Source organism: Streptomyces sp. NPDC014864 (assembly GCF_043081525.1).
Lineage (GTDB): Bacteria > Actinomycetota > Actinomycetes > Streptomycetales > Streptomycetaceae > Streptomyces.
This window is the reverse complement of the sequence record NZ_JBIBWT010000022.1, coordinates 1-24090: the sequence shown is the minus strand read 5'-3', so window position 1 is coordinate 24090 and position 24090 is coordinate 1. Positions and strand designations below refer to the sequence as shown.

The 24090-nt window shown below is 68.9% G+C and carries 18 protein-coding genes, 1 tRNA gene and 4 pseudogenes; 8 read left to right on the top strand and 15 right to left on the bottom strand.

The annotated features are described in order from the left end of the window. Nucleotides 1-208: 208 nt before the first annotated feature. From rho to ACF1A5_RS29790, 8 genes and pseudogenes are all read right to left on the bottom strand, one after another. Nucleotides 209-2233, bottom strand: a complete 2025-nt coding sequence (gene rho, locus ACF1A5_RS29825; protein WP_392195986.1) for a transcription termination factor Rho — start codon at nucleotides 2231-2233, stop codon at nucleotides 209-211. Between the two features lie 409 nt (nucleotides 2234-2642). After that, nucleotides 2643-3572, bottom strand: a complete 930-nt coding sequence (thrB, locus tag ACF1A5_RS29820; RefSeq protein WP_356191978.1) for a homoserine kinase — start codon at nucleotides 3570-3572, stop codon at nucleotides 2643-2645. Nucleotides 3573-4033: 461 nt separating this feature from the next. Next, complete coding sequence (gene thrC, locus ACF1A5_RS29815; protein ID WP_392195985.1) at nucleotides 4034-5092, bottom strand: threonine synthase; 1059 nt, start codon at nucleotides 5090-5092, stop codon at nucleotides 4034-4036. 6 nt (nucleotides 5093-5098) lie between these two features. Next, nucleotides 5099-6391: a homoserine dehydrogenase gene (locus tag ACF1A5_RS29810; protein ID WP_392195984.1), complete on the bottom strand. Its 1293-nt coding sequence runs from the start codon at nucleotides 6389-6391 to the stop codon at nucleotides 5099-5101. 267 nt (nucleotides 6392-6658) lie between these two features. Beyond that, the gene (gene lysA, locus ACF1A5_RS29805; RefSeq protein ID WP_392195983.1) at nucleotides 6659-8050 is read right to left on the bottom strand and encodes a diaminopimelate decarboxylase; all 1392 of its coding nucleotides are present in this window, start codon (nucleotides 8048-8050) and stop codon (nucleotides 6659-6661) included. An 18-nt stretch (nucleotides 8051-8068) separates the two neighbouring features. Then, nucleotides 8069-9256, bottom strand: coding sequence for an ArgS-related anticodon-binding protein NrtL (gene nrtL, locus ACF1A5_RS29800; RefSeq protein ID WP_392195982.1), 1188 nt, complete (start codon nucleotides 9254-9256; stop codon nucleotides 8069-8071). A 187-nt stretch (nucleotides 9257-9443) separates the two neighbouring features. Next, nucleotides 9444-10646, bottom strand: coding sequence for an IS110 family transposase (locus ACF1A5_RS29795; protein WP_392195981.1), 1203 nt, complete (start codon nucleotides 10644-10646; stop codon nucleotides 9444-9446). A 588-nt stretch (nucleotides 10647-11234) separates the two neighbouring features. Further along, nucleotides 11235-11738 (bottom strand): annotated as a pseudogene (locus ACF1A5_RS29790) (PleD family two-component system response regulator); the annotation flags it as partial. A gap of 132 nt (nucleotides 11739-11870) precedes the next feature. On the opposite strand from ACF1A5_RS29790, the gene ACF1A5_RS29785 reads away from it, so the two are divergent. Next, nucleotides 11871-11942: transfer RNA gene (locus tag ACF1A5_RS29785), tRNA-Arg, on the top strand. 198 nt (nucleotides 11943-12140) lie between these two features. Here the strand turns inward: ACF1A5_RS29785 and ACF1A5_RS29780 are convergent. Further along, entirely contained in the window at nucleotides 12141-12713 is a 573-nt protein-coding gene (locus ACF1A5_RS29780) for a transposase (protein ID WP_392195980.1), read from the bottom strand. Continuing rightward, nucleotides 12689-13183: a winged helix-turn-helix domain-containing protein gene (locus ACF1A5_RS29775; protein ID WP_392195979.1), complete on the bottom strand. Its 495-nt coding sequence runs from the start codon at nucleotides 13181-13183 to the stop codon at nucleotides 12689-12691. The genes ACF1A5_RS29780 and ACF1A5_RS29775 overlap by 25 nt, the downstream gene beginning before the upstream one ends. Nucleotides 13184-13450: 267 nt before the next feature. Between ACF1A5_RS29775 and ACF1A5_RS29770 the strand changes: the two genes are divergently transcribed. From ACF1A5_RS29770 to ACF1A5_RS29760, 3 genes are all read left to right on the top strand, one after another. After that, entirely contained in the window at nucleotides 13451-13804 is a 354-nt protein-coding gene (locus ACF1A5_RS29770; RefSeq protein ID WP_392195978.1) for a hypothetical protein, read from the top strand. Nucleotides 13805-13807: 3 nt separating this feature from the next. After that, the gene (locus ACF1A5_RS29765) at nucleotides 13808-15625 is read left to right on the top strand and encodes a caspase family protein (RefSeq protein WP_392195977.1); all 1818 of its coding nucleotides are present in this window, start codon (nucleotides 13808-13810) and stop codon (nucleotides 15623-15625) included. 578 nt (nucleotides 15626-16203) lie between these two features. Continuing rightward, a complete protein-coding gene (locus ACF1A5_RS29760) occupies nucleotides 16204-16674 on the top strand; it encodes a GNAT family N-acetyltransferase (RefSeq protein ID WP_392195976.1) in 471 nt (156 codons plus the stop codon). On the opposite strand, the gene ACF1A5_RS29755 is transcribed toward ACF1A5_RS29760, so the two are convergent. The 3 genes and pseudogenes from ACF1A5_RS29755 to ACF1A5_RS29745 form a co-directional block, all read right to left on the bottom strand. Further along, nucleotides 16655-17032, bottom strand: coding sequence for a DUF6083 domain-containing protein (locus tag ACF1A5_RS29755; protein ID WP_392195975.1), 378 nt, complete (start codon nucleotides 17030-17032; stop codon nucleotides 16655-16657). The two genes, ACF1A5_RS29760 and ACF1A5_RS29755, sit on opposite strands and share 20 nt — an antisense overlap. A 288-nt stretch (nucleotides 17033-17320) precedes the next feature. Further along, a complete protein-coding gene (locus tag ACF1A5_RS29750) occupies nucleotides 17321-17743 on the bottom strand; it encodes a hypothetical protein (RefSeq protein ID WP_392195974.1) in 423 nt (140 codons plus the stop codon). 73 nt (nucleotides 17744-17816) lie between these two features. Further along, nucleotides 17817-18356: pseudogene (locus ACF1A5_RS29745) on the bottom strand (site-specific integrase); the annotation flags it as partial. A 319-nt stretch (nucleotides 18357-18675) separates the two neighbouring features. Here ACF1A5_RS29745 and ACF1A5_RS29740 point away from each other — a divergent pair. The 3 genes and pseudogenes from ACF1A5_RS29740 (at nucleotide 18676) to ACF1A5_RS29730 (ending at nucleotide 21654) form a co-directional block, all read left to right on the top strand. After that, on the top strand, nucleotides 18676-19746 hold the full coding sequence (locus tag ACF1A5_RS29740; RefSeq protein WP_392195973.1) for an NADH:flavin oxidoreductase/NADH oxidase: 1071 nt from the start codon (nucleotides 18676-18678) through the stop codon (nucleotides 19744-19746). 292 nt (nucleotides 19747-20038) lie between these two features. Next, nucleotides 20039-21013, top strand: a pseudogene (locus tag ACF1A5_RS29735) (transposase). A gap of 134 nt (nucleotides 21014-21147) precedes the next feature. After that, a complete protein-coding gene (locus ACF1A5_RS29730; RefSeq protein WP_392195972.1) occupies nucleotides 21148-21654 on the top strand; it encodes a hypothetical protein in 507 nt (168 codons plus the stop codon). Here ACF1A5_RS29730 and ACF1A5_RS29725 read toward each other — a convergent pair. Then, nucleotides 21596-22402 (bottom strand): IS5 family transposase, encoded by an 807-nt coding sequence (locus ACF1A5_RS29725; RefSeq protein WP_392195971.1) that lies wholly within the window; start codon nucleotides 22400-22402, stop codon nucleotides 21596-21598. The two genes, ACF1A5_RS29730 and ACF1A5_RS29725, sit on opposite strands and share 59 nt — an antisense overlap. Before the next feature lie 307 nt (nucleotides 22403-22709). Between ACF1A5_RS29725 and ACF1A5_RS29720 the strand changes: the two are divergent. Beyond that, a pseudogene (locus tag ACF1A5_RS29720) lies at nucleotides 22710-23526 on the top strand (IS5 family transposase). A 30-nt stretch (nucleotides 23527-23556) separates the two neighbouring features. Here the strand turns inward: ACF1A5_RS29720 and ACF1A5_RS29715 are convergent. After that, nucleotides 23557-23871, bottom strand: a complete 315-nt coding sequence (locus ACF1A5_RS29715; protein ID WP_392195970.1) for a hypothetical protein — start codon at nucleotides 23869-23871, stop codon at nucleotides 23557-23559. Nucleotides 23872-24090: the final 219 nt, after the last annotated feature.

Below are 24090 nucleotides of genomic sequence, written 5' to 3'. Positions count from 1 at the left end.
CTGTGGCCAAGGTCTCGCACGGGCGGCGCCGCCGCGTGGCCGCGCGGCACGACCCTGCCGCGCTCGGGAAGTCGCTCCCGGGCCACCTCGCGGTCCTCCGGGGCCGCCCCACGGCCCTCGCGGCACGCCTCACGGCCCTCGAGGCACGACGAAGGGCCGCCCCCCGGCGGGAGCGGCCCTCGCGGACGATGCCGGTGAAGCGCGAGCGTCAGTCGCCGTTGCCCGGCGCCGGAGTCGTCTTCTGGATCTGCATCAGGAACTCGACGTTCGACTTGGTCTGCTTCATCTTGTCGAGCAGCAGCTCGATCGCCTGCTGCTGGTCGAGCGCGTGCAGCACCCGGCGCAGCTTCCAGACGACGGCGAGCTCCTCGTTGCCGAGCAGGATCTCCTCCTTGCGGGTGCCGGACGCGTCGACGTCCACCGCCGGGAAGATGCGCTTGTCGGCGAGCTTCCGGTCGAGCTTGAGCTCCATGTTGCCGGTGCCCTTGAACTCCTCGAAGATCACCTCGTCCATGCGGGACCCGGTGTCCACCAGGGCGGTGGCGAGGATGGTCAGCGAGCCGCCGTCCTCGATGTTGCGGGCCGCGCCGAAGAAGCGCTTCGGCGGGTACAGGGCGGTCGAGTCGACACCACCGGACAGGATGCGGCCGGAGGCCGGGGCCGCGAGGTTGTACGCGCGGCCCAGGCGGGTGATCGAGTCGAGCAGGACGACCACGTCGTGGCCGAGCTCGACGAGGCGCTTGGCCCGCTCGATGGCCAGCTCGGCGACCGTGGTGTGGTCCTCGGCCGGGCGGTCGAAGGTCGAGGAGATGACCTCGCCCTTGACCGACCGCTGCATGTCGGTGACCTCTTCCGGACGCTCGTCGACCAGGACGACCATCAGGTGGCACTCGGGGTTGTTGTGGGTGATCGCGTTGGCGACCGCCTGCATGATCATGGTCTTGCCGGTCTTCGGCGGGGCCACGATCAGACCGCGCTGGCCCTTGCCGATCGGCGACACCAGGTCGATGATCCGGGTGGTCAGCACGCCCGGGTCCGTCTCCAGGCGGAGGCGGTCCTGCGGGTAGAGCGGAGTCAGCTTGTTGAACTCCGGGCGGCCGCGGCCGTGTTCGGGCGCCATGCCGTTGACAGAGTCGAGACGGACCAGCGCGTTGAACTTCTCGCGGCGCTCGCCCTCCTTCGGCTGGCGGACCGCACCGGTGATGTGGTCGCCCTTGCGCAGGCCGTTCTTGCGGACCTGGGCCAGGGAGACGTACACGTCGTTCGGGCCCGGCAGGTAGCCGGAGGTGCGGATGAAGGCGTAGTTGTCGAGGATGTCGAGGATGCCCGCGACGGGGATCAGCACGTCGTCCTCGGTGATCTGCGGCTCCTGGACCTCGTCGCGGCCACGGCGGCCACGGCGGTCGCGGTAGCGGCCGCGACGGCCCCGGCGGCCGCCCTCGAAGTCGTCGTCGTCCTGCTGTCCGCCGCGGTCCTGACGGCCGCCGCCCTGCTGCTGGCCCTGCTGGCGCTGACCGGCCTGGCCCTGCTGGTCGTCGCCCTTGCGGCGGTCGCGGTCACGGTCACGGTCGCGCTCACGGCCGCGCTCACGGCGGTCGCGGCGGCGGCCCTCGGCTCCCGCCTCACCGGCGTCGCCCTTGGCCTCGCCCTGCTGCTGCGCGGACGTCTCGGCCTTCGCCTCGGCCTTGGCCTCGACGGCGACGGTCTCGGCGCCGCCCGCCGGGCTGCCCGCCTCGGCGGTTGCGCGGCGCCGGCGGCGCTCGCCCGGCGTGTCGTCTCCCCCGCGCTCGGCTTCGCTCGCGCGGGTGGGGCCACCGGCCGGCTGGCCGGGAATCTCGATCTGCTGCTGGGCCACGGCCTTGTCGGCGGGCGTCCCGGCCGCGTTCTTCTTCTCCGCGGCGGCCTCGTCGTCCGTACGGGTGCGGGAGGCGGCACGGCGCTTCGGCTTGGTCTCGCCGTCCCCGGCGGGGGCCGCGGCCTTCGCGGGGGCGGCGCCCCCGCCCGCCTGCGCCTCCTTGATGACCTCGATCAGCTGGCTCTTGCGCATCCGCGCGGTGCCCCTGATGCCGAGGCCGGATGCGACCTGCTGCAGCTCGGCCAGCACCATGCCCTCGAGGCCGGTACCGCGGCGCCGCCGGGAGCCGGCACCGCCGGCAGGCGCGGAGGCGTCCGTGGAGGGCGCGGCAGCGGTCTCCTCGACACGTGCGCCCATCAGATCGGTGGTGTCGCTCACGAAGGGTCCTTCCCTGGAGCGGACGTCGGCCTGTCTGGCTCGGCGACCGGTTGTGCTGTCCGGCTTAGGTCCTTGCTGTGTGGACCGTGCCGGGGCGGTGGTCCGCCAAAGCGGCGGAAGAGATTTCTGGTGATGGCGCTTCCCCGACGAGCCGTGGCACCCGGTGTCACGTGGCGTGGTCGCACCGATTCCGGAGCGTGCCCGGCGGACCGCTCAGTGTCGCCGTACGACGTACTGCCCAGGTACGACGTACACCACACAGTGCGGCTTGGGGGGCTCCCGGAAGAATGTCTGTCCCGGACGGGGACACGAAGCACCTCGCCATGGTGGGGTCGGGTGCAGACTTGAGATTAACACTACCGGATCCAACAAACATTCCCCCTCTCGAAATCCGGCAAGCGCCCGTTTTTCAATCCATGCCGGCAGCCGTGAGCGGCAGCACGCCGGCTCCCTGCAGGTCGAGATTCAGCCGGTTGGCGGCCCAGTCCGCGCCCGCCAGGCGCTCCACCTTGTCGGCGGTGTCCGCGTCGGCCAACGCCATGACCGTGGGCCCGGCGCCGGAGATCACCGCGGGGATGCCGTCCGCCCGCAGCCGCTCCACCAGCGCCGCGCTCTCCGGCATGGCCGGGGCGCGGTACTCCTGGTGGAGACGGTCCTCGGTGGCCGGAAGCAGCAGTTCGGGACGGTGGGTGAGCGCCTCGACGAGCAGGGCGGCGCGGCCCGCGTTGACGGCCGCGTCGACGTGCGGCACGGTCCGCGGCAGCAGTCCGCGCGCGGTCTCGGTGAGCACCGGCTTCCCGGGCACGAAAACCACCGGAACGATGGAATCGGAGGGCTCCATCCTGATGGCGCGGGCCGCTCCCCCTTCCATCCAGGACAGGGTGAACCCGCCCAGCAGACAGGCCGCGACGTTGTCGGGGTGTCCCTCTATCTCGGTGGCCAGTTCGAGCAGGGCCGCGTCGTCGAGCCTTGCCTCGCCGCCTATGGTCACCGCGCGGGCTGCGACGATGCCGGCGCAGATGGCGGCGGAGGAGGAGCCGAGGCCGCGGCCGTGCGGGATGCGGTTGGCGCAGACGATCTCCAGGCCGCGCGGCTGCCCGCCGAGGACGTCGAAGGCGGTGCGCAGGGAGCGTACGAGCAGGTGCCGCTCGTCGCGGGGCAGCGTCTCGCTGCCCTCGCCCGCGATGTCGATGTGCAGCCCGGAGTCGGCCACCCGGACGACCACGTCGTCGTAGAGCCCCAGCGCGAGGCCGAGGGCGTCGAAGCCCGGGCCGAGGTTGGCGCTGGTGGCGGGGACGCGCACCCGGACGGCGGCGGCGCGGAACGCTGGACCGGCCATCGCTCGATGACTCTCCTTGAGCTGCGGTCGAATGAGATTCGATGGATACGGGAGTGTGGGGACCCTCGGACCGCACAGACGGCGCGGGACCGCGCGCCCTGCGAGGGCATATGCGGCGGGCGGGTTCAGTACAGCCTATCGAAGGAAGGTTCTGTGGCGACATAGGGCGCACAGGAGGCGCACGATGCGTGTCGTAAGCCCCCCGTGCACCCCTGCCGGGGGCGTCCCCGGGAGAGGACCGCCCCCGGGCGTCACGGGGTCGCGCTACCGGGCGGAACCGGGCACGCGGACCGGCACGGACCAGCACGGACCGGTCGTACGCGCCCGTACGGAGCGGCCGTGCGGGCCGGCGGTACCCACTGGCCGCGCGGTCGGCCGCACCGGCCGGGACGATCGGGGCGTACTTACCGGCGTTCAGGCTTTCCGGACGGGGCGTTTCCGGACGGACCGGACCGCGCGGGTCAGGCGAGGCCCAGGCGCTCGGCCGCCGTCGCCGCGTCGACCGGGACGGTGACCGGCTGTGGGGCGCCGGCGACGGCCCAGTCGGGGTCCTTCAGGCCGTTTCCGGTGACGGTGCACACGATGCGCTGGCCCGGGTCGACCTTGCCCTGCTCGGCGGCCTTCAGCAGGCCGGCCACGGACGCGGCGGACGCCGGCTCGACGAAGACGCCCTCCTGGGCGGCCAACAGGCGGTAGGCGCGCAGGATCTCACGGTCCGTCACCTCGTCGATGAGGCCGCCCGACTCGTCGCGCGCCGCGAGGGCGTACGTCCACGAGGCCGGGTTGCCGATCCGGATCGCGGTGGCGATGGTCGCGGGGTCCTTGACCACCTCGCCGCGCACGATCGGGGCGCTGCCGGAGGCCTGGAAGCCCCACATGCGCGGCGTGCGCTGCGACACACCGTCGGCGGCGTACTCCCGGTAGCCCTTCCAGTAGGCGGTGATGTTGCCCGCGTTGCCGACCGGCAGGACGTGGATGTCGGGCGCGTCGCCGAGCATGTCGACGATCTCGAAGGCCGCCGTCTTCTGGCCCTCGATGCGTACCGGGTTGACCGAATTGACCAGCGAGACGGGGTAGTTGTCGCTGAGGGAGCGGGCCAGCGTGAGGCAGTCGTCGAAATTGCCGTCGACCTGGAGGATCTTGGCGCCGTGCACGAGAGCCTGGCCCATCTTGCCGAGCGCGATCTTGCCCTGCGGGACGAGGACGGCGGAGACCATGCCGGCCCGTACCGCGTACGCGGCGGCGGAGGCGGAGGTGTTGCCGGTGGAGGCGCAGATGACGGCCTTGGCCCCCTCCTCCTTCGCCCGGCTGATGGCCATGGTCATGCCCCGGTCCTTGAAGGAGCCGGTCGGGTTGGCGCCCTCGACCTTGAGGTGGACCTCGCAGCCGGTGCGCTCGGAGAGCACCTGAGCGGGGACGAGGGGCGTACCGCCTTCACGGAGCGTCACGACCGGCGTGCTGTCGGACACCGGCAGCCGGTCCCGGTACTCCTCGATGATTCCGCGCCACTGGTGGGTCATTGCTGGTTACTCTCCTTCAACCCGCATGATGCTGGCGACACCCCGCACGGTGTCGAGGCTGCGCAGCGCCTCGACGGTCCCGTTCAGGGAGGCGTCGGACGCACGGTGGGTGACGACGACGAGGGAGGCCTCGCCGTCCTTGCCCTGCTGGCGGACCGTGTCGATGGACACGCCGTGCTCGGCGAACACGGTGGCGACCTGGGCGAGGACGCCCGGTTTGTCGGCGACGTCGAGACTGATGTGGTAGCGCGTGACCGCGTCGCCCATGGGCGAGACGGGCAGGGCCGCGTACGCGGAGTCGCCGGGGCCGGTCGCGCCGCTGAGCCGGTTGCGGCAGACGGCGACGAGGTCGCCGAGCACGGCGGAGGCGGTGGGCGAACCGCCGGCGCCGGGCCCGTAGAACATCAGCTGCCCGGCGGCGTCCGACTCGACGAACACCGCGTTGTAGGCGCCGCGCACGGAGGCCAGCGGGTGGCTGAGCGGGATCATCGCGGGATGCACGCGCGCGGTGACGGAGGCACCGTCCCGTGCCCGCTCGCAGATGGCGAGCAGCTTGATGGTGCAGCCCATCTCCCTGGCGGAGGCGAAGTCGGCGGCGGTGACCTCGGTCATGCCCTCGCGGTAGACGTCGTCGAGCCGGACGCGTGTGTGGAAGGCGATGCCGGCCAGGATGGCGGCCTTGGCGGCGGCGTCGAAGGCCTCGACGTCGGCGGTGGGGTCCGCCTCCGCGTACCCGAGGGCGGTGGCCTCGTCGAGGGCCTCCTGGTACCCGGCGCCCGTGGAGTCCATCTTGTCGAGGATGAAGTTGGTGGTGCCGTTGACGATGCCGAGCACCCGGTTCACCTTGTCGCCGGCGAGGGACTCGCGCAGCGGCCGGATCAGCGGGATGGCACCGGCGACGGCGGCCTCGTAGTAGAGGTCCTTGCCGTGCTCCTGCGCCGCCGCGTGCAGGGCGGCACCGTCCTGGGCGAGCAGGGCCTTGTTGGCGGAGACGACGGAGGCACCGTGCTCGAAGGCGGTGGTGATGAGGGTCCGGGCGGGCTCGATGCCGCCGATCACCTCGACCACGACGTCGATGTCGCCGCGTTTGACGAGGGCGGTGGCGTCGGTGGTGATGAGGTCCGGGTCGATGCCCTCGCGCACCTTGGAGGGCCGGCGCACGGCGACCCCCGCGAGCTCCACGGGGGCGCCGACACGGGCGGCGAGGTCGTCGGCGTGCGTCGTCATGATGCGCGCCACCTCTGAGCCGACAACCCCACAGCCCAGCAGCGCCACCTTCAGCGGACGCGTACGCATCATCCGACCTCGTTTCCTCTCACCGTCTACGGTTGGACCAGTCTCACTCACCGGACCGGAGTTTCTATCCTTTGTCCGGATCGTGAGACGTTTATTTCATTTTCGCAGGGTCGCCCGACAGGAGATCTTCCGGGACCGTCCGGAACGGGAAATTCTCCGGTTTCCCGGTCCCCGTCTCCCTCCCGGGGCCCTGCCCGGCCGGGGGCCTTACCCGGCGGGGGACCCCGCCCGCTGGGGCCCCACCCGTCACTGGAGCTGGGCCCCGGGCCGTCACCCGACGTCGAGACGCAGCACGTCCTCCTCCGTCTCGCGGCGGACGATCACCCGGGCCGCACCGTCGGAGACGGCGACGACCGGCGGACGCGGCACGTGGTTGTAGTTGCTCGCCATGGAACGGCAGTACGCCCCGGTGGCGGGTACGGCGATGAGGTCGCCCGGCGCCAGGTCGGCGGGCAGGAACGCGTCCCGCACGACGATGTCACCGCTCTCGCAGTGCTTGCCGACGACCCGGACGAGCATGGGCTCGGCGTCGGACGAGCGAGAGACCAGGGCGACGCTGTAGGCGGCGTCGTAGAGGGCGGTCCGGATGTTGTCGGACATGCCGCCGTCGACGGAGACGTAGGTGCGCAGTCCCTCGAGGGGCTTGATGGTGCCGACCTCGTAGAGCGTGAAGGCGGTCGGGCCGACGATGGCGCGGCCGGGCTCGACGGAGATGCGGGGGGTGCGCAGCCGGGCCGCGTCGCACTCGCGGGAGACGATCTCGTTGAGCGCCTTGGCGATCTCGTGCGGTTCGCGCGGATCGTCGTCGCTGGTGTAGGCGATGCCGAGGCCGCCGCCGAGGTCGATCTCGGGCAGCTCGATGCCGTGCTCGTCCCGGATGTCCTTCAGCAGCCCCACCACCCGGTGGGCCGCGACCTCGAACCCCGACGTGTCGAAGATCTGCGATCCGATGTGGCTGTGGATGCCGATCAGTTCGAGCCCGTCGAGCTGGAGGGCACGGCGCACCGCCTCGGCGGCCCGGCCGCCGGCGAGCGGAATGCCGAACTTCTGGTCCTCGTGGGCCGTGGCGATGAACTCGTGGGTGTGCGCCTCGACGCCGACCGTGACCCGGATCTGCACCCGCTGCCGCTTGCCGAGGGACTGCGCGATGTGCGCGACGCGGACGATCTCCTGGAAGGAGTCGAGGACGATCCTGCCGACGCCGACCTCGATCGCGCGCCGGATCTCCTGCTCGGACTTGTTGTTGCCGTGGTAGGCGATGCGGTCGGGGTCCATGCCGGCGGACAGGGCGGTGGCGAGTTCGCCGCCGGAGCAGACGTCGAGGTTGAGCCCCTCCTCGTCCAGCCACCGAACGACCGCGCGGGACAGGAACGCCTTCCCCGCGTAGAAGACGTCGGCGTCGTGGCCGAAGGCGGTGCGCCAGGCACGCGCCCGGGCCCGGAAGTCGGCCTCGTCGAGGAGGTAGGCGGGCGTACCGAACTCCTCGGCCAGCCGCGTGACGGGAAGTCCGCCGACGGTCGCGACACCGTCCTCGTCACGGGCGACGGTCTGGGCCCACACCTTGGGGTCGAGGGCGTTCAGGTCGGCGGGCGGGGCGGCGTAGTGGCCCTCGGGCAGGACGTCGGCGTGACGGGGCCCGGCGGGATGTGCGGAACGGCTCATGACGTGTAGTGCGCTCTCTCAGAGATGTTCGGGTGCGTCGATGCCGAGCAGGGACAGGCCACCGGCGAGCACCGCCCCGGCGGCTTCGGCAAGCGCGAGCCGGGCACGGTGGGCGGCCGAGGGTTTCTCCTCCCCCATCGGAAGCACTCCGGGCAGGAACGGCAGCACGGCATCCGCGACGCTCACGAGATGCCGGGCGAGCCGGTCGGGCGCCCGGTGCTCCGCCGCTTGGGCCAGGACCCGGGGATGGTCGGCGAGGGCGGTGAGAAGAACCGCGGCGGCCGCCTGGGCGCCGGTGGGCTCCGAGGGGGTGCCGAAGGTGGCGTCGGCAGTGGCGTCGGTGGTGGACGAAGCCGGCGACTCGAAGGCCGTGTGGAAGGTCGTTTCGCGGGCCGTTTGGAAGGTCGTCGCCGCCCGGGAGACCAGTGGGCCGGGCTGGGAGGAGAAGCCGAGGTCGGCGGCGTTGCGGCCGAGGGCCCGGGTGCGGGCACAGGCGTACCGGACGCGGAAGAGAGGGTTGCTCTCACGCTGGACGAGGTGCTCGTCGCCGATGCGCGGCCGGTCGTGGGCTGCGGGATGGAGCAGCGCCCACCGCCCGGCGTCCCGCCCGAGGGGAACGGGATCGGCGGGGGCGGGAACCGGACGGATGTTGACGTCGAGAGGGGAGGGCGGGTCACCGCTCCGCCTCCAGAGATCCAGATCGACCCCGAGCACGGTCTCCCACGCCGGCAGCGGTGGGCCCTCGCAACTGCTCCGCAGCAGGGCGCCCTGCGAACGGAACAGCCGCGCGACCACGTCCGTGACGACGACGGCGCGCACGTCCCGGGGACAGTGGAGCTGGTACAGCTTCCCGGTGAGCTGCTCGGCGTGTCCGTACCGAGGCCCGCACCGCAGAATCTCCTCGACGAGCCGGGTGGACGCGGAACTCCGCAGACGGATGTTGAGGAACCCGGGCCCGGTGACGGTCACGTCGGTGATGCCGTCGAGACCGACGAGGCGGGTCCGGAGGATCTCGGCGACCCGCAGGGGCGGCTGTCCGGCCGGGCGGGCGAGCTGAAGGGCGACGTTGGTGGCGTAGTCACCACACCCACCGGGCCCGGGAGCGGTCACGAGGGCCCGCTCCGGCACGGCCACACTCAGCTCCCCGTCCTCCACAGCACGACGCACCGCGCCCAGCACGGTACGGGAGAGCTCGACGGGGGTCACGGGGACAAGCGTAGGGGAGGAGGGGGGTGGGTAGGCGAGCCGATTTGGCGGAGGGTCCGCTATGTGGACGGGGGCGGGCTGCGGACGGGACGGGGCGGCCGGGGCGGCAGCGGAGGCAGGGGTTGATGTGGAACCAGGGTGGGTGCGGGAGGGACGTTGACGCGGGGGGGTGCCTCTATGTCTTTCGTCAAGCGAGGCGTGGGGTTCTGGGTGCGTAGAAGGTGCCGTCGCGGAGCATCGCGAACAGCACGTTGATCCGCTGGCGGGCCAGGCGGAGAAGTGCCTGGGTGTGGGTTTTTCCGCGGGCCCGGCATCGGTCGTAGTAGGTGCGGGAGGCGGGATCGTGCAGCGCGGCGAACGCGGACAGGAACATCGCCCGTTTCAGCTGCCGGTTGCCGCCTCTGGGCGCGTGTTCCCCGTGGATCGAGGTCCCCGACGACTTGGTCGCCGGGGCAAGGCCGGCATAGGAGGCCAGGTGGGCGGCGGTGGGGAAGCTGGTTCCGTCGCCGACGGTGACCAGCAAGGTGGCGGCGGTCCTGACCGCGACCCCCGGAATCGAGGTCAGGACCGCGGAAAGAGGGTGAGCCTCCAGCAGCTGTCCGATCTGCGCTTCCAGGGCTCGTCGCTGTTCGTGGACGGCAGCGAGCGAACGGGCCAGGGACGGGATCACGAGGTCGAGGGTGCCGGTGCCCGGGACCACGACGGTCTGCTCGTCCAGCGCAACGAACACCTCGTCGATCAGCCGCTGGGCCATGCGCGGAGCCTTGGGCCGGATCACCTCAACCAGCTTGCGGCGTCCGGCTTTCCTCAGGGCGGCTGGGGATCCGTAGCGTTCCAGCAGCCAGGTCACGGCGGGGTGGTCCAGGCGCGGGCCCAGGACACGCTCCAGGCTGGGGTGGAACTGGGTGAGCAGGCCGCGTATCCGGTTCGAGGTGCGGGTCGCCTCGGCCGCCAGGTCCTGGTCGAAGCCCACCAGCACGGTCAGTTCGGCGGTGATCTCGTCGGTCAGTTCCAACGAGCGCAGGGTGTGCGGCATGGTCCGTGCGGCGTCCGCGATCACCGCGGCGTCCTTCGCGTCGGTCTTCGCCTCGCCCGGGTAGAGATCGGCGATCCGCCGCATGGACAGACCGGGCAGGTAGGCGACCTTGCATCCGGCGTCCCGGGCGACCGTCAGGGGCAGAGCGCCGATCGAGGCCGGCTGGTCCACGATCACCAGCACGGTGCCGAACTTCGCTGCCAGCTTGTCGAAGACGGCCCGCAGCTTCGGCTCGCTGTTGGGCAGCTGCCTGTCGAAGACCTTCTTGCCGGCCGGAGTGAGGCCGTGCCCGTGATGGGCGCTCTTGCCGACGTCCAGGCCGAGGAAGACGCCCACGTCGTCGATGTCGTCCAACCCATCCTCCCGAACGGGGTTCGTGCGGTACTGGCCAGGGCTTCGGCGTCGTATGCGCGCATCCACGTTATGCAGACCTGCCGCCCGCAAGCGGCCCGGCATTGCGCCAGGCCAGGCGGTAGTCGGACCTCTCATCAGCGTCTCCAACGGCGCCTCCCAGGCCCGGTGACACCACCCCCCAGGTCATCCGTTCGACAGGGGGGAACAGTCATGCCGGGCCCGGAGGCCAGCGGTCCTCTTGCAGGACCGCGGAAACCATAACGGGGGGGGTGGGTCGGTGGAGGCGCCGATGGGCCGTTCCCGCCGGAGCGCCCGACCAGCCGGCGGCCGACCGGCCCGGCGGCCGACGGGCCCGGCGGAGCGTCAGCCGCCGACGACGGGCCCGGCCTGCTGAGCGTGCGGGGCCTCGTGCGGGGCCTCATGACTGTCGTGCCCCTCTTGACTGTCACGGGAGCCATGGGTGCCCTGGACCTCCTGGCTGTCACCGGAGTCGAGGGGGACGGGGTTGAGGGGGCCGGGATTGAGGGGGCCTGGGTTGAGGGGACCGGAATCGAAAACGGACTCTCCGGAAACGGACTCCCCAGAAGTCCCGATGGCACCAGCGCCCGCAGCACCCCCGACGACCCCAGCCTCCCCCTCGGAAACCGCTCGGATCCCCCTCCCCCTCTCCCTCCGACCGATCAACTCCCAAACGGTCCGCACAAGTTCGGAAGGCTCGAACGGCTTGGCGAGAAAGGCGTCGACCCCGACGTCGAGACCGACCTCGACCTCGTACTGCGTACAGGCGCTGACGATGGCGAGCGGAAGATCCCGGGTCCGCGGATCGGCACGGAGCCGAGCGGCGGTACGGAGCCCGTCGAGCCGAGGCATGACGACATCGAGGGTGACGACATCGGGCTGCACCTGGTGCACAAGATCCAGGCACTCGGCACCATCCGCCGCGGTCACGACCTCGAGCCCCTCCAGCTCGAGATTGACCCTGATCAGCTGCCGGATGACCTTGTTGTCGTCCACAACAAGCACCCGCCCCGAAGCGCCTGGCACAACTCGAGAGTAGGTCCAGACCGGCCACCGCGTCCGGCTTTTCCCCACTTCCAACCCGCGCGAGGGATGCCGCCCCGCACCGACACACCCCCGAGGTGAGCAGAGCGGAAAACGTTCATGACCACCCCCGCGGAGCTGGTAGTGTTCTACCCGTCGCCGCGCACACAGCGCACCCGACACGCCCCCGTAGCTCAGGGGATAGAGCAACGGCCTCCGGAGCCGTGTGCGCAGGTTCGAATCCTGCCGGGGGCACTCGCCTAGGAACAGTAGAGATCAAGCGCTGACCAGGGTGGATGCCGAGAGAAGAGGGCGGGAGTCAGTCTCACTGACTCCCGCCCTCTCTCGTTGTCTCTCGGTGTTCGCGACACACCTCCGACACGCTCTTCAGCCGCACCATGTCAGTGGCGGGGAAGTCGACAGCACTACTGAGGTTTTCGCTTCGGGGTGACGTCATGGCGGTGCCGTGGTCAGTCCGGTCTCGGCCATGAATCCGTTGAGTAGACGGGTGCGGACCAGCCCGGCCAGGTCATCGATGGTGCACGGGACCAGGTTGCCCAGGCTCTTCTTCAGGTGCGCCCACACACCCTCGGCCGGGTTGAGGTCGGGGCTGTAGGTCGGGAAACGGAAGATCGTCAGCCACGGCCGTTTCGCGATCAGCTCGCGCCTAGCGGCGTCGACGTGATGGCTGTAGTTGTCCCACAGCAGTACGACGTTGCCACCGAGTTGCTGGTGGGCGGCATCCAGTAACTCGGCGAAGTCCTGCTCCCGAAAGCCCTTCTTCTCACCTTTGCGGCCGTGGTGGACCAGCATTCGGAAGACCAGCCGAGTGCGCTGGTCGGCCTTGCGGCAGACCAGGCCCGCCAGGGAGATGCGGCCCGAGCCGGCCGCCCGGACCCTGACCAGGGGCGGACGGCCGCGGCGGGACCAGGTGCATGCCTTCGGCGGCCGCAGCAGCTGCCCTGCCTCGTCCGCGAAGCGCAGCCAGGAGTCGTGGTGCCTCACCGTCTTTCCACCCGCGGCCACGTCTCCTTGATCCACGTGGCCACGGCCTCCTCGTCGCGTTCGGCAGCCCGCCGCACCGGCGCCTGCACCGAGAAGCCCATCTGGCGCAGGATGCGCCAGGTCTGTGCCGGGCTGAAGCGCACGTGGAAGCGCCGGGCGATCACGGTGGCCACCCGGGCCAGCGTCCAGCGCTGGTCCTCCGTCCAGCCCTGCGCGGCCGGCCCTTTCTCCAGCTCCACCGCCAGCCAGGCCCGCCACTCCGGCTTCATCCGTGACGGAATCCCGGACGGCCCCCTGGACCTCAGTGCCTGCACCCCGGCCTCTCGCCAGCGGGCATGCCAGGCATAGGCGGACTTCCGAGAGACCCGTAATCGCCGCGCGACCTGCGGCGGCGTCACCCCTTGCGCGAACAACTCGGCAGCCTCGAACCGCACTTGCTCCCCCCAGGCCCGCTGCTTCGCGGTCAGGCCGCCCCCATCGGGATACCGCATCCCCCAGGCATACACCCCCCAGCGAGATCACCGTCACCCTGGGCCGAAAGCCTCAGTAGTCGCGGTGCAAGGCGCGCACTCCCCCACGATCTCGGCCTACTCGCCCGTGGCTTCCGCCTTCTCGGCGGCCACCCGACTTCCGGCGTCACCTGGCCGGCGTTGTCCGCTCATACCACGGCGGCCGGTACAGCCAGTCAACTTCCCTATCTACTAGGCAGGCATGAAAAGAACCCAATATGATCTCGGCCACACAGCAAGGGAGACGCAGTGGCTGGTCTGATCATACGGGTCTGGTTGGACGGGAAGACCGACACAAACGAGCTCAGCGCTTTGAAAGCCTGGCTGGAGCGCGAGAAGCCGCTGGAAGAGCTTGTGCGTAGCCGCAACTTGCACATTGAGGAGCGGGCCAGGCAGGACACACCCCCGGGCCGGATGGGGCCCGACTGGGAAATCGTGCTCCGCGTCATCGAAACCTCCTCCGGCGTCGTGCTGTTGGCAGAGCAGGTGGCAGAGCAGACGAGGCGCGCAGTCAACGCCTGGCGTACCAACCGCGGCAGGGTAGGACAGGGAGAGCCACCCAATCCCCGGGTCGAACCGCCACAGAACTCCGACGAGGAGTAGCCGGTGCCTCTCTACAATCCGCGTGGGCAGGAAAACAGAGCACTGATCGTCGGCGTATCCGAGTACGACCACAGGCCATCAGACGGCGTGCCTGGAAATCTGCCGAATATACAGGGCAACCGCACCGGACTCAAGAACGCGCTGCGCCGCAGTCTGATGTTCGACGAGGAACAGATCACCGTGCGCTCTTCGCCTACGCACGATGACTTCTGGGAAGATTTACGCCAGGCCACTCAAGAAGCCACGGGGTTGCTGCTTTTCTACTTCGCCGGGCACGGAATTCTTCCCGTCGAGGGCAAGGAACTGTTCCTGCAAATGCGCAACGCGCGCGTGGTGCCCGGAGGGAATAACGCGTTCCCGGGGGCCGCCGCCATTACCCATGTGCTCCACCAACTCGCCAACAGCGAAGCCGAGCGGATCGTGGTGATCCTCGACTGCTGCTATGCGGGTAACGCGGCCAGGGCCTGGCAGGAGATGGAGGGCCCACACAATAAGCGCAAGATCCTGCTGCTGATGAGCGTTCAGTCCAACCGCCTCATCACCGCCGAGGAGAATGTCGAAGGTACACCCTTCACCCGTGAACTCGTACGACTGCTTGAACGGCCGAAAAGGTTGACACTCCGCACCTTGTACGGCGAACTGCGGGAATGCCTGCAGATACTGACGGTCGCAGGGGACTGGCAGGAGCCTCAGGGGGCGTGGGAACCGGACGAGGACGTCCTGCTGCGGCCTGGACTGCCGCCTCAGACCACCGACGGAGATGCCGGCGGGAACCACGGTGGACGCGACGGCGACGAGCGCAAAGACCAGCCCCCTCCCCCTCCAAGCCATCGCGGCATCGTGTTCATGAGCATCGCTTTCATGAGCATCGCCTGCTTCACCCTCCTCGCCGCCACTGGAGGCATCCCGCCCATCTGGAATGGCACACATAAGGACGTCCCTCCCTCACCCCGTCCCACCGCCTCTTCCAGTCCCACCCCTTCCCCTGCACCTAACGACGACGACGACAGGAAAAGCTTTGCGCGACTCAAGGCTGCGCAAGCTGGCACAGAGGTATGGAGAGTCGGCGTAAAGGTGGGCCAGCCAGGCCTAAGCCAGCGGGAAGGAGGAAAATGGAGCGGTAAGGAGATCGACTACGCGAAGGTTATCCTCCACGCATTGGGTATCAAAAAATTTTACTTCAAAGGCGTGGACACGTCCATGCGAGCAATGGCGCTGAACAGCGGGGGGGTCGACATGTTTGTCGGAACCTACGGAATATCGCCTGACCGAAAACTGGGCACCCCAGGGAATCCTGCCGTGATTTTCGCCGGACCATATTTCAAAACGGAACAAAAAATCATGCTGGAGCATTATCCAGGATCCAAGAATTCAAACGAGGCGAGAATCCGGGGAAAGCGCGAACTAGTGCGCGGCATCTACGACATCCCCAATAACGCTCGACTGTGCGTGGTCAAGGGGTCCAGCGCAGAAGAATACCTGCAACACGACAAGGCGAGGTTGCCGTACATCGAGCATCGAACCGACTACGATCTATGCATCAACGGGCTCGACAGCACTTTCGATGCAGTACTGACAGACGAAGTAATCCTGCAAAATTTCAAAAAAGGCGGCAAGTATTTCATCGCTGACTATCCCTTCACCGATCCCGAAGAATACGGAATCGGACTGAATGTCAGCGACACCAAGGTCAAAAGTGAAATCTGTAAAGCAATAAAAGCCACAGAGGCCGAAAGGGACGCCATCTACAAACCTCTGGGGGGCAAGGGTTACTCACCCCCCGACATGGACGAATGCGATAATCCAGATTCCCTGAAATGAGGTCCAGTCGAGCGTCTGCCGCTTCCAGCACGCAGAGGCTGATGCCATTTGGGTAAACCTCTCGGCGGATTTTTTCGCATTCTGAATAGGGCGAGGCCTCCTACCCTATGTAGCGGAGAGGGGGCCTCGGTGACCCGTTGATCGGCTCTGAAAGTCGTATAGTGCGAGCCGGTTGAACCGGCCCCTGCCCGGATGCCTGGTCAGGGGCCGGTGACCTCTCAGCGTGGACGTCATGTCACTAGTGACCTGAGTCGGAGATTCGTCGTTGGTTCGGTATGAGTCGTCCGGGTCCGAAGATTCCGCCGTTGTCGGTGCGATTACCCAGCTCAGCCCATCTAACTGACGAAGGGGCCTGCGCATGCGCATCGCCGCGTCAGGCCAGGTTGCTCTCCTAGGAGCTGCCTTGGGCGCGGTCACAGCCCGGCGTGCCAGTCCCGCTCCAGATCGCCTGGGTCGAATACGCTGCGAAGACGTCCGACCTGGCGGCCTCGACCACGCGGAGGCGCGGGAATGCCGCCCGGTAGCGGCTCTTCACGGAGGCCGGGACGGCGCAGCTGCCCGTGCGGAAGGGGTGTGGCATGAGATCCCCGAGCGTGCACCTACGGGAGATCACCGACGACGACCGGGATGCCGTCCGTGCCCTCCGCGTCCGACGTGACCAGAAGCAATTCGTCGCCTCCGTGTCCCATTCACTCAAGGAGGCGGCGAAGAAACCGGAGGCCAATCCCTGGTACCGCGCCGTGTACCGCGGCGATGAGCCAGTCGGCTTCGTGATGCTGTCGTGGAAACCGTCGGCCGGTCCTTACAAAGGGCGACACTTCCTCTGGCGCCTCCTCGTCGACAAGCGGTACCAGGGGCGAGGGATCGGCCGAGAGGCGCTCACGCAGGTCGCCACCCTGGTTCGCGCGGACGGCGCCACCGAGCTGCTGACCAGCTACGAGCCCGGCGACGGCGAGCCGTGGCCCTTCTACCAGAAGTTCGGGTTCGAGCCCACCGGGGAGATCGACGACGGCGAGATCGTTCTGCGACTCACCTTCCCCGCTCGGTGAGCTGTTTTACGGAAGCGCGGACAGTCTTGACCTGGGGCGGTCGCACGACGAGAGGCTGGTGGGCACCTGGAAGTCGATGCCCGCCAGCTGCACGTCCGCCCCAAGTGACCGTTACCCCGCATCTGGCCATTCCTCCGGAGACTCTGGCGGTTTCCGGCTCCGCCTGCAACTGCCGCTCCGCGTGCCGACCGTTCTCCCCTCGCGGCATCGTCAACCACGGCCAAAGGGCCGGTAGCCGTTGTGCCGAGCAGGCCAGCCGGTGCTCGATACGGCACCGTTGAAAGGGATCTGGCGGACACACGCCGTAGACGGTGACCCGGCCGTCGGAGAGCTCGATCCACCGGTGCTCCGCCGGCACCGTATGGGCCAGTGGAGCCGTGTGCGCAGGTTCGAATCCTGCCGGGGGCACCCAGCATGAGGTGCCCGAAGACCCCGTCACCAGTGGAAACGCTGAGGCCGGGGTCTTCGCGTATGTGGAGGCGTGTGCCGCCCGGAGCGGCCGTATGGCGGGGTCTGTGGACTATTCGTGGCCAGGAATCTTGAGGCGTTTGCCCTGGTCACCATCCGGAAACGTCGGTGGCCCCCGGACGAGTCCGGGGGCCACCGAGGTGCCTCCTCCACTGAGCCTGATCACGGGGCCGGCCCGCTAGTCAGCGGTGACCCCCCAGTAGCCGATCTGCACAGGCCGGCCGTCGCGGTAGAGCACCGTGCAGTTCCCCTGGGCGCGGCCCGGGAAGCCCAACCGCTCGGAGTCGAGGGCGGCGTCCCACTCCGCGTAGGTGGGCCGGCCGTGAGGAGCCCACGCACGCACCTCATCATCGGTCAGCAGCCGCATGAACGGGCCGTCGTCGGTGTCCGTGGCGTCGATCATGCAGGGAAAATCCAGCACGCTGCCCGTGCCGCCGGTGAGAATGTATTCCTGCCACTCCGGGTCGCGCCACAGCTCCTCGACAGACCGGCCCTCGAAACCGTGGTTGTCCCGCGCCAGCTCCTCTTCCTGGGCCTGCCGGAATGCGGCCTCCAGATCACGCTGATAAGGACCAGTGTCCTGCCATGCGTTGCCGCCCACCGCTGTCCCTCCCCACCTGAGCTCTTCAATCGAGGCGCAGCGTAAAGGACGGCACCGACAGCGCACCGGCCGATCACTCGTACAGGTCCTCGATACGCCGGTTGGCGACGTCCTGCCGTCCGTCGAGGCACTTCGCGTAGCGGGTCAGCAGGACCTCGACACTGTTGCCGGCGCGCTCGGCAACCTCGGTGGGATCCACTCCGGCATTGAGCCACGTCGACAGCGCCGAATGCCGAAGGTCGTACGGCCTACTCGCGAGCGGCGAGCCACCGGCCTCGACGGCCGGCGGGAGCGCCAGGAGACGAGCCTCCTGCCACACGCGGTAGTAGGTCGAGGACGGGACAACCGAACCCTTCTCACGGAAGAAGAGCCGCCCGTCTTCCGCCGTGCCGAACGTGGCCACGTGATCGCGCAGCACGGTGACGAGCTGAGGCGGAATAGGCACGCGCCGAACGTCCTCGGTCGGCCGATTCTTCAGCCCGCGGTCGTCGTGGGTCTCCCCCGAGTCGGTCCACTGCCTGCCCACGGAAGGAGGTGTCCGATGGAGCAGCGCCGAGCCCCAGCCGTGCTCGGGCAGGACCAGGTCAGTGTCGACCAGGCCGACCGTCTCGCAGCGTCTCGCGCACCCTCGGATTGTTGCGTACGAGCTGCGGCGACGTGCGTTCGGCCGTACGCAGCTCTGCGAAGGCTAGCGCCAGAAGCCGAGGAGGGGCGACCAGGACGACGACCCAGGTGCGCACGCGACCACGGCCCGGGACCGCCACATGCCCGGACATCCGCGCGGGTGAGCACGCCGGGCCGGTGGTGTGTGCCACGAGCGGCTGGGGTACTCGGGTACACCCACCGTGCGGGGCGCCCCGCAGGAACCAGGCCGTCACGGCTCGACGGCTGCGGGGCACCCGGCGTCCCACATCCCTCCTGCGAGGCCTCCGATGAGCCGTCTCTTCTCGCCTCTCACCCTCCGCGGCACGACCTTCCCAAACCGGGCCTGGGTGGCCCCCATGTGCCAGTACAGCTCGGTAGACGGCTACCCGCAGGACTGGCATCTGGTCCATCTCGGCTCCCTGGCACGCGGCGGGTCCGGCCTGGTCATGCAGGAGGCCACGGCAGTGGAACCTGAGGGCCGGATCACCCCTTCCGACGCCGGCATCTGGGATGACGGGCAGGCCGCCGCGTACAAGCGGATCACCGACTTCGTCCACGGGCAGGGAGCCATTGCCGGCATCCAGATCTCCCATGCCGGCCGCAAGGCGTCGACGGCACCGCCCTGGGAGGGTGACGTGTACGTCGAACCGGAGGCCGGAGGATGGCAGACGGTCGCACCGTCGCCGCTGCCATTCGGCGACTGGCCCGCCCCGCGGGAGCTCGGCGCGGACGACATCCGCGCTCTGGTCCGGTCCTTCGGCGAGGCCGCCGCGCGGGCGCTGTCCGCCGGCTTCGAGGTCCTAGAGATCCACGCCGCGCACGGCTATCTGCTGCACCAGTTCCTGTCACCGCTGTCCAACCAGCGCAGCGACGAGTACGGAGGCGATCTCGACGGGCGCAGCCGTTTCCTGGTCCAGGTCACCGACGCCGTACGGGCGCAGTGGCCGGAGGACCGCCCGCTGTTCGTACGCTTCTCGGCCACGGACTGGGCCGACGGCGGCTGGACCCCGGAGGAGACGGTCGAGCTGTCGCGGCACCTGGTGGCCCACGGCGTCGATCTGGTGGACATCACCAGCGGCGGGCTCGTCCACAACGCCCGTATCGAAGTGGAGCCCGGCTACCAGGTGCCCTTCGCCCGAACCGTCCGCGAGGGCGCGGCCCTGCCCGTCTCCGCGGTCGGCCTGATCACCGCACCGGAGCAGGCCGACCAGATCCTCGTGGACCGCTCGGCCGACGCGATCATGCTCGCGCGCGAACTGCTGCGCAACCCGACCTGGCCGCTCCGCGCGGCCCACGTGCTCGGTGACGACGTCCCGTGGCCGAAGCAGTACCAGCGTGGCCGCCTACGTCATCGCTGAGGCCGTCGTCGCCCGAGCACCCGGGAATTCGGCACAAGACAATGAGGTTTCCTCGATATGAGGGATCAATGCATCAATGCCGCTTTTCCTGCGCCCCAGGGCGAGTCGATGCGGGCACTGCTCGCGGCCGACCGTGTCGGCACGCTGCAGCAGATATCCGCCCTTAGCTTGGCGTTTAACGTCGCAGGTCACCCGACCTGCTGATCTGCGGTTCTTTCCGGGACAGCGGAGGCGGCCGTTCTCCACGCTTCGAGATGTCGAGTCACGAACTACAAGAGAACGGCCGCTGTGTATGAGTCTGTCTGTCGACGCGCCCGCAGGCGAGGCGTTGGACGTGTTGTCCCGCTTTCGGGCCGAGTTCTACGAATGCCTCTACGCCCGCCAGGACGCACTCTTCGAGCTCACCGACGCGGTGCTGTGCGCGGACGGGCCGGTGAAGACCCTGGTCGAGCTGTCGCTGGAGGTCGAGCACCGGCGCGGGCACGGTGCGCTGTACGCGGCTTTGGACCGGGGCTGGCTGGAGCCGACGCGGTTGCGCCGTGCGCTGGTCGGCCTGCCGCTGCCGAAGGCGGCCGACGGGCGGATCGTGCTCGCCGTGGACGTGTCGCACTGGCTGCGCCCCGACGCTCCCACCAGCCCCGACCGGCTCTTCTGCCATGTCTACGGACGCGGCGACCGCTGCTCGGACCAGTTGGTGCCCGGCTGGCCCTACTCTTTCGTCGCGGCCCTGGAGTCCGGCCGCACCTCCTGGGTCGCTCTGCTGGACGCGGTCCGCCTGGGCCCGGCCGACGACGCGACCACCGTCACTGCCGCCCAACTCCGCAATACTGTCGATCGGTTGACGAGCGCAGGCCACTGGAGACCGGGTGATCCGGACATCCTGATCGTCCGGGTGATCCGGACATCCTGATCGTGATGGACTCCGGCTACGACGTCGCCTACCTGACCCACGCTCTCGCCGGCCTGCCGGTCGTGCTGGTCGGGCGTCTGCGCGCAGCTCCGCCTCGCCCGGCCCCTCGCCGAGGACCTCCGCCGCCCCTGGGAACGGCCCGCAAAACCCCGCTGCCTCACCCCCGCCCGGGTCCGCCGGGGGTTTCGCAACGTCCGCGCGACCGTGGCCCGCCCGGCAGCCGCACCGAAACCGTCCCGCCCAAGCCCCGGACGGCCACCCGGCTCGAAGAACAAGCAACAGGCCAGGCGCCACGACGTCGGCAAAACCGTCAAACGCGCCGAGTCGATCAAGGAACACCAAGCCCAGCGAGGTTAAACGCCAAGCTTAGAAGTCGTTCTCTTTCCGAACCTCGTGTGCGGATTCTGCCGGTCAGGCATGGGGTGGTGGCCGTCGCGGGAGCCTCGACTCGTTGATCAGACGAGTTGCCGTGGGGGTGTCGGATGCCGTCGATGCGGGCGGTTCTGGAAGCGCGGCACAAGGCTGCGGTCGTGCGGGTGGAGGAGCTCGAAGCCGAACTCGAACGGGTTCGGGCGGACTTGGCGGACGCCGAAGAAGTCCTCAGGCACCGGGCGATCAGGCTCGAGCAGTATCTGGAGGCACTGGCCGAGGAGGAACAGCCCGCCGAGACGGTCGTCGGGGTGTCACAGAGGAAGCCGGTCGGGCCTCGACGCGCCGTGCCGCATCGGGAGAACGCGGCCGGACTCGAGGACCTGTCGGTGGACTATCAGGCGCTGATGGCTGTCGCCGCGGAGGCCGGAGCCGAGGGACTGGGTGCCAGGCGGGCGGCCGTGGTACTCGGCTGGGACAGCGCGTCAGCCTCGCGCGTCGAGGGGGCGAGGGCTCGCCTGAAGAGGCTGGTGGAACGGGGCTGGCTAGTGGAGGCGAAGCCGGGAAAGTTCACGATGCCGCCGTCCGAACAGGTTGATCATGTCGGGCGGCCAGACGGCGGTTCATGAGTGCGATCATCGACCCGCGGATGACGGCCTCGCTCGTATCGGTGCGTCGTTCGTAGTCACGGACCAGGCGCCGGCTGCGCAGGAGCCAGGCGAAGGATCTCTCGACGACCCAGCGACGTGGCAGGACCTCAAAGCCGCTGGCATCGTCGCTGCGGCGGACGATGTCGAGGACGACTCCGAGACGCTGGCTGGTCCAGTCGATGAGGTGCCCGGTGTAGCCGCCGTCGGCCCAGACCCGCGCCAGTCGCCGGAAGTTCTTCTTCGCCGCGGGCAGAAGCGTCCGGGCGGCGTCCCGGTCGGTCGTGGAGGCCGGTGTGACCAGCACGTCCAGCAGGAGTCCGAGCGTGTCGGTGAGCAGATGCCGCTTGCGCCCGTTGATCCTCTTGCCCGCGTCGAACGCGCGTGAGGCGTGGGCGACGGTGGCGTCCACCTTCACCGACTGGGAGTCCACGACCGCGGCGCTGGGTTCCGGGCCGCGGCCCTCACCGGTGCGGACGGCCTCACGGAGCCGTTCGTGCAGCTCGGTCACGAGGCCCGCATCCCGCCAGCGGGCGAAGAAGGAGTAGACACGCGGCCAGGGCGAGAAGTCGGACGGCATCGCCCGCCACTTGATGCCGTTGTCGACGAGGTAGCGCACCGCGTCGATCATCTGCCGGTGGCAATAGCCCTCCGGCCGGCCACCCCGGCCCGCCAGCCAGCCCGGAACCGGCAGCAGATCCCGAACCAGAGCCCACTCGGAATCGCTCATGTCCGAGCCGTACCGGGGCCGGCGATCCGGCCGGTCGGCCGCGTTCCCAAACCTGTGGGCGAGACAGTCACACCCACGAGTGGACCAACTGGACTCGGCAACCGCGACCACGCGACACTTCGACAACAGGGCCTCTTGCTTCTCGCTGGACTCGATCCGCGAGCTACCAAGAGGCCCTTCCTTCATGCCCTGACGTCGGCCAACTCACCCGATCAAGGACCCCGTTCGAAGCAGACCGAGCACACGAGCGGATAGAGAACGGCCAGTTAGACTGTGTCCTACGTGGTGAGGCATCGTTGACCTTGGCATGGGTCGGGGTACGTGGAGTTGGATTGTTCCGGACGGGCTGTGGGAGATCGCGAAGCCGCTGATCCCACCGTCGAAGGTGCGCCCGCAGGGTGGCGGAACACAGGACACACCTGATGAGACGCTGTTCGCGGCCATCATTTATGTGCTGGTAAGCGGCTGCGCCTGGCGGACGCTGCCACCGTGCTTCGGCATCTCGAAGTCCACTGCCCACCGCCGGTTCCTCATATGGTCCAGGGTCGGCGTCTGGGGTCGCTTACACGCGGCCGTGCTGCATCGGCTCGACGACGCAGCCCTGATCGACGTCACCCGCGTCGTCCTGGACTCCGCCCACATCAGGGCGAAAAAGGGGGCGAATGCACAGGCCCGAGTCCTGTGGACAGGGGCAAGCCGGTTTCCAAGATGCACGTCCTGTCGGACGCAACAGACTGCCCCTCCTCGTCGGCGTCTCGGCCGCCAACGTCCACGACAGCGAAGCGCTGAAGCCGATGGTGGCCGGTAACCAAACGAGACACGACCGCTACCGCGGCCGGCACTTCAAGCCCCAACGCCTGCATGCGGACAAGGCCTACGACATCCCCCACCTCCGTAAATGGTTACGCGGCAAGCGCATCGGCGTGCGGATCGCCCGCAAGGGCATCGAGTCCAGCGAAAGACTGAGCCGCAGCAGATGGTTCATCGAACGCACCATGTCCTGGCTGACCGGCTACCGACGACTCAACCACCGCTACGAACACGATCCCCGCAACTACCTGGCGTTTCTCGGACTCGCCGCAGCCATCTGCTGCTACCAGCGACTGGGCCGCCTCACCACGTAGGACACAGTCTAAAGTGGTTGTCCACCGCGCTCACAGAGTCCACACCCTCTGGAACTCTTCGGCCGGGATGGCCCCCAACGGATCCTCTTCAGGATCAATCGCTTGATCTGTCAGGAAGCCGTGGTCGTCCTCCAGGTGCTCCCAGCTGTACCGGTGCAGTTGGCCGGCCGAAGTGAGCTCGGCCTGCTTGATGACGATCAACTCGCCACGGTCGGGTACGGCCTCGATGTACCAGAGGCCGCCTTCTTCGTCAGCGTGGCGGAAGTGGTGCCGCAGGGTGGCGCCCTCATCGAGCGCTCTGAAGTACGCCCCACTCTCTGCTTTGATGCGCTCCAGGTCAACCACGAGACCATCGTGGCAGCGAGCGCACGCGGCTGCACCCTTCTGACATCCACGAGTGACATCAACGACGCCGGACGTCAGCAGTCCTAGGCAGTCTGGCACGGCCGGCGTGGCCGGGCGGATCCCCGCTAGGTCCTGTCTGATAATTGATCTTGTGGTGGGTCGTGGTGAGCTGACGGATGCGGCGTGGGAGCGGATAGCGCCGCTGTTGCCGGGTGTTGA